General features: G+C 69.0%; 3 protein-coding genes and 1 pseudogene. All 4 read left to right on the top strand.

The window, feature by feature from the left end; translation table 11 throughout:
* Window positions 1-1,491 (top strand): membrane protein insertase YidC (gene yidC, locus VBO01S_RS30885; RefSeq protein WP_062482892.1); only part of this gene is annotated, 1,491 nt, incomplete at its 5' end.
* A gap of 74 nt (window positions 1,492-1,565) precedes the next feature.
* Window positions 1,566-2,978, top strand: coding sequence for a tRNA uridine-5-carboxymethylaminomethyl(34) synthesis GTPase MnmE (gene mnmE, locus VBO01S_RS30890; RefSeq protein WP_062482894.1), 1,413 nt, complete (start codon window positions 1,566-1,568; stop codon window positions 2,976-2,978).
* A 101-nt stretch (window positions 2,979-3,079) separates the two neighbouring features.
* Entirely contained in the window at window positions 3,080-3,541 is a 462-nt protein-coding gene (locus tag VBO01S_RS30895; protein WP_062482896.1) for a Crp/Fnr family transcriptional regulator, read from the top strand.
* Between the two features lie 476 nt (window positions 3,542-4,017).
* A pseudogene (locus VBO01S_RS32930) lies at window positions 4,018-4,407 on the top strand (zinc ribbon domain-containing protein); the annotation flags it as partial.

Raw genomic sequence — 4,407 nt, forward strand, 5'->3', positions numbered from 1 at the left:
ACCGCGGGCGCCGTGCCCACGCAGGCGGCCCCGGCCGCGCCGCGCGAGCAGGTCGTGGTGACCTCCGACCTGTTCAAGGCGACGATCGACAGCGAAGGCGCCACGGTCAACCACCTCGAACTGCTCAAGTACGACGAAGCCGACCGCACCAAGCGCGTCGTGCTGTTCGAGAACGGCTCGCCCGCCACGCGCTACGTGGCGCAGACCGGCCTGCTGAACCCCGTCGCCGGCGACGCCTTCCCCAACCACCTGACGGCCATGACGCCCAAGGCCGGTCCGCGCGCGATGGCCGACGGCCAGAACACGCTCGAGGTGAGCTTCGAAAGCGCCCCGGTCGGTGGCCTGAAGTACATCAAGACCTACGTGTTCAAGCGTGACGACTACGTCATCGGCGTGCGCCACGAAGTGGTCAACGTGAGCGACCAGCCGCGCGACGCGCAGCTGTACATGCAGCTGCTGCGCCACGGCACCGTGGCCGCCGGCACCATGTTCGGCACCAACACCTTCACCGGCCCGGCCGCGTACACCAACGAGAAGAAGTTCCACAAGCTCGACTTCAAGGACATCGCCAAGGGCAAGGTCGAGCCGCCGCCGCCGGCCAACGACGGCTGGATCGCGATGGTGCAGCATTACTTCGCGTCGGCCTGGCTGCTCAAGGGCGACCCGGCCAGCGAACAGCTGCGCCGCGAATTCCGCGTGAAGGACCTGGGTGACAACCTCTTCACCGTCGCCATGGTGGCCACGCTGCCGAAGATCGCCCCGGGCGCCACGCAGGTCGTGAACAGCGCGCTGTTCGCCGGCCCCGAGGAAGAAAAGAAGCTCGAAGCCATCGCCCCCGGCCTGGACCTGGTGAAGGACTACGGCATCTTCGCGATCATCTCCAAGCCGCTGTACTGGCTGCTCACGCAGCTGCACGGCATCCTGGGCAACTGGGGCTGGGCGATCGTGGCGCTGGTGGTGCTGCTGAAGGCGGCCTTCTACTGGCTCAACGCCAAGGCCTACGCCAGCATGGCCAAGATGAAGGCCATCAATCCGAAGATCATGGAAATGCGCGAGCGGCTGAAGGACAAGCCGCAAGAAATGCAGCAGGAAATGATGCGGATCTACAAGACCGAAAAGGTCAATCCGATGGGCGGCTGCTTCCCCATCGTGATCCAGATCCCGGTGTTCATCGCGCTGTACTGGGTGCTGCTGTCGTCGGTCGAAATGCGCCACGCGCCGTGGATCGGCTGGATCACCGACCTGTCGGCACCCGATCCCTGGTACATCCTGCCGATCGTGATGACGGCCACCTCGCTGTTCCAGACCTGGCTCAACCCGACGCCGCCCGATCCGATGCAGGCCAAGCTGATGTGGATCATGCCGCTCGCGTTCAGCGTGATGTTCATCTTCTTCCCGGCCGGCCTGGTGCTGTACTGGATCACGAACAACGTGCTGTCGATCGCGCAGCAGTGGTTCATCAACAAGCGACTGGGCGTGCTGGGCAAATAAGCCAGCTGGCCTCCGCCACCCGCAAAGGGCCGCATCCGCGGCCCTTTGCTTTTTGCTGAAAGAATCGCGCTGTCATGACCTTCGCCCGCACCACCGATCCCATCGTCGCCATCGCCACCGCCCCGGGGCGCGGGGCGGTCGGCATCGTTCGCGTGTCGGGCGCCCGGCTGGCGCCGCTGGTCCAGGCGCTGTGCGCCCGCGCCCTCAAGCCGCGCGAAGCCACCTACCTGCCCTTTCGCGATGCGCTGGGCGAGCCGGTCGACCACGGCCTAGCGATCCATTTCCCGACGCCGCATTCCTACACCGGCGAAGACGTGCTCGAGCTGCAGGCGCACGGCGGCCCGGTCGTGCTGCAGCTGCTGCTGTCGCGCTGCCTCGAGGCCGCGGCCGAAATCGATCCGGCCACCGGCCGCTCGCGCCTGCCCGGCCTGCGCGTGGCCGAGCCGGGCGAGTTCAGCCAGCGCGCCTTTCTCAACGGCAAGATCGACCTGGCCCAGGCCGAGGCCATCGCCGACCTGATCGACGCGAGCACCGAGGCGGCCGCGCGCAGCGCCGGGCGTTCGCTGTCGGGCGCGTTCTCGCGCGAGATCCATACGCTGCGCGACGCGCTGATCCACCTGCGCATGCTGGTTGAGGCCACGCTCGACTTCCCTGAAGAAGAGATCGACTTCCTCCAGAAAGCCGACGCGACCGGCCAGCTGCAACGGTTGCAGGCGCAGCTGGCCGCTGTGCAACAGCGCGCCAAACAGGGCGCGTTGCTGCGCGAAGGCATCAAGGTGGTGATCGCGGGCCAGCCCAACGCCGGCAAGAGTTCGCTGCTCAACGCGCTGGCCGGCGCCGAGCTGGCCATCGTGAGCGCCATCGCGGGCACCACGCGCGACGTGGTCTCGCAGACCATCCAGATCCACGGCGTGCCGCTGCACGTGGCCGACACCGCCGGCCTGCGCGACAGCACCGACGAGGTCGAGCAGATCGGCGTGGCGCGCGCCTGGGGCCAGATCGAAAGCGCCGACGCCGTGCTGTTCCTGCACGACCTGACGCGCGCCGGCCAGCCTGACTACGCCGCCGCCGACGCCGAGATCCTGGCCGGCCTGCGGCGCAAGCTGCCGGCGAGCGTGCCGGTGCTCGATGTGTGGAACAAGCAGGACGCAGCGGTTTCGGCCTCGCCGCCGTCCGAAGGCATCGCCCTGTCGGCCAAGACCGGCGCGGGCATCGAGGCGCTGCGCGATCAGTTGCTGGCCATGGCCGGCTGGCAGGCCGTGCCCGAGGGCGTCTACCTGGCGCGCGCGCGCCACGTGCAGGCGCTGGCCCGGGTCGAGACGCACCTCGCGTTGGCGGCGGCCCACCTGGCGGCGCAGGCCCAACTGCTCGACCTGCTGGCCGAGGAGCTGCGGCTGGCCCAGAACGCGCTCAACGAGATCACCGGCGAGTTCGGCGCGGACGACCTGTTGGGGGTCATCTTTTCGCGCTTCTGTATCGGGAAATAGCGACACATGCGTGCGCTTCGCTGGTGAAAGCGTAAACAGTTGTAGCCGAACCTCGGGGCCTTCGCGGATACTTCGGATCACTTGCGGGGGTTGAGAAAAACATGTCCATCCAGAACCTGAGCCGCGCCATCGCGGAGAACCTGAGCGCCGACGCGTTCGCGCTGACCTTGAGCGTCGCGCAGTGGGACACGCTCGCGGGTTATCTGCAGCCCATCGAGACCGGTGTCGGCGACGTGCTGATCTCCCAGGGCACGCACGACCGCTCGGTGTTCTTCGTCGAAAGCGGCGCCATCAGCGTGCACCGCGTCAGCAGCAAGGAACAGATGCGCCTGGCCGTGCTGTCGCCGGGCTCGGTGGTGGGCGAAGGCTCGTTTTTCTCGCGCGAGCCGCATGCGGCCAACGTGGTGGTCACCGGCGCGGGACGCGTGTGGCGCCTCACCGCGGTGCGGTTCTCCGAAATGTCGAACCGCCAGCCCAACATGGCGCTGGACATCGCGATGGCGCTCGGCGCCGTGATCGCCAAGCGCATGGCGCACCGCTCCAAGCGGGTGGCCGTCACCTGAGCCTTTCGGCTCGCCGCGCGCTGCCAGCCGCCGCACAACAACAAGAACAAGTCTTCGTTTCCGATCCCGAGAATTGCTGGTGAGCCATGGCCTTGATCTGCCCGGTCTGTGACGCGGACAACCGCGAGGGTGCCAATTTCTGCAGGAACTGCGGCGGCCGGCTGTCGGCCGCCGACCGCGTGCCGCCCCCGGCGCCCAGTCCTGCCGACCGCGAATGGGCCACCACCGCACCGGCCCAGTTGCGTGCCCCGACCATTCCCGCGCCGCTGTTCGATCCTGCCGAGTCGAAGCGCGCATCGTCGCCGGCGTCCAACGGCTGGAGGCCCGAGCCGCCGCCCCCGCCGCCGCCCGCGGATGAAAAAACCGTGATCGTGGCATCGGGGCGTGGGGGCGCCGCATCGTCTTTGCCTCCTTCCCCCCGAGCCGATCGGCCAAAGACGCGGATCAAGGTCAAGCGCATCAAGCCGCCCGAACCGGTGCTGCGCCCGCGTGGCATCGGGTTGTGGCTGGGGCTGCTTGCGGTCGCGCTGCTGCTGGTGGTCGCGGGCTGGCTGGGCTATGGGACCGGCAGCAAGGCGCCCGAGCCGGCCGTGGCACCGCCTCCTGTCGCCGTGCCAGCGCCCGCCGCGACGCCGCCGGTGGTCGAAGCACCGCCTGTCGCGACCGAGCCTGCACCGCCCGTGGCCGAAGCGCCGCCCGCGGAAGCGATCACCGAGCCGACGGAAGCCGCTCCCAAGCCCGCGCCCGTCGCGAAGCCACGCAAGCCGGTGACGCCTCCCCCGCCGACGCCCCAGGCTCCAGCAGCCGCGGCGCCCGTGGCGGCTGCCCCGGCACCTGCGCCCGCGTCTCCGGCCCCGCCGGCCGAC

It is taken from the genome of Variovorax boronicumulans NBRC 103145, assembly GCF_001591345.1.
In the GTDB taxonomy this organism is placed as follows: Bacteria; Pseudomonadota; Gammaproteobacteria; order Burkholderiales; family Burkholderiaceae_C; genus Variovorax; species Variovorax boronicumulans.